This is a genomic window from Halomonas sp. 3F2F (assembly GCF_014897805.1).
Classification (GTDB): domain Bacteria; phylum Pseudomonadota; class Gammaproteobacteria; order Pseudomonadales; family Halomonadaceae; genus Vreelandella.
In genome coordinates this window covers 1-874 of record NZ_JABUZE010000092.1, presented here as the reverse complement: position 1 = coordinate 874, position 874 = coordinate 1, and the positions used below count along the sequence as shown (strand labels likewise).

The window sequence follows — 874 nt, the reverse complement described above, 5'->3', positions numbered from 1 at the left end:
TAATTACGGAAAAAGTAACTCGATAACTTTTGCATAACCACTTACTGACAGCTTAACAGATTCCAGACTTGGTCTGGCGTCCACCTGTGACCTCTTGAGATTAAAGACCGTCGAATGCCTGAGTTGGGCGGGAGATTTCATTATGGGTTCCAATAACAGCTCTGCCATCGGTACGTTGGGACGCTCTTGGCGAAAGTGGATAGCACCACAGCCACGATTGTCGGCTTCATTGACAATCTCAATGAAGCGCCGTGCTCTTTGCGCCTGTCCATGACCTATGACCAGGGCAAAGTGATGGTCAAACATGCTGAGATTGCCCAGAAGACGAGTGCAGCGATCTAAGCCGACCCGCATAGCCCATAGAAGTGGGGTTCCAATGAGACACCTATGGGCTGTTGAGGCAGTACCTGCGGAAGCGCACGGACCTGCCAGCCTGTAGCCAGGAAGGACTCGACGAGATCGCCGACTAACTGGATACACGATCATGCAAGACACTGGGGCGACGCTCACCGTTAGAAGTCTACGTCGAGGCGCTAGAAGGCCGAGAACTCTTCAATAACGTTGCACTTGGAGCTTAAAGCCGCCAAACTCCTCAGGGCAGGTGCGCTTGGTACCACCATAGTGTTCCCTGCAAATACCAGGCTTCGATGATTATGCCCCCTCCCCTGAGCTTCTTGTCCGCCACCTGACTGTGAGGTCAGCATTTTACCTTAGGCTCTATCTTCAAATTATCCCTCACAGAGGCTCTATTAGACTTTCCCTTAGAGAGTATCAGAAGCCTTAACCCAAAGCTTTCCTGAGCCCCTCAGAATCAGCTTCAGATCGATGTCAATCGAGTAGGAAGGGGAGTCGCCTCCCCTGTCCTCTCACACCA

At 51.7% G+C, this 874-nt stretch carries 1 pseudogene; it reads left to right on the top strand.

The window, feature by feature from the left end:
• Positions 1-90: 90 nt before the first annotated feature.
• Positions 91-578: pseudogene (locus tag INT21_RS20765) on the top strand (IS30 family transposase); the annotation flags it as partial.
• Positions 579-874 lie beyond the last annotated feature (296 nt).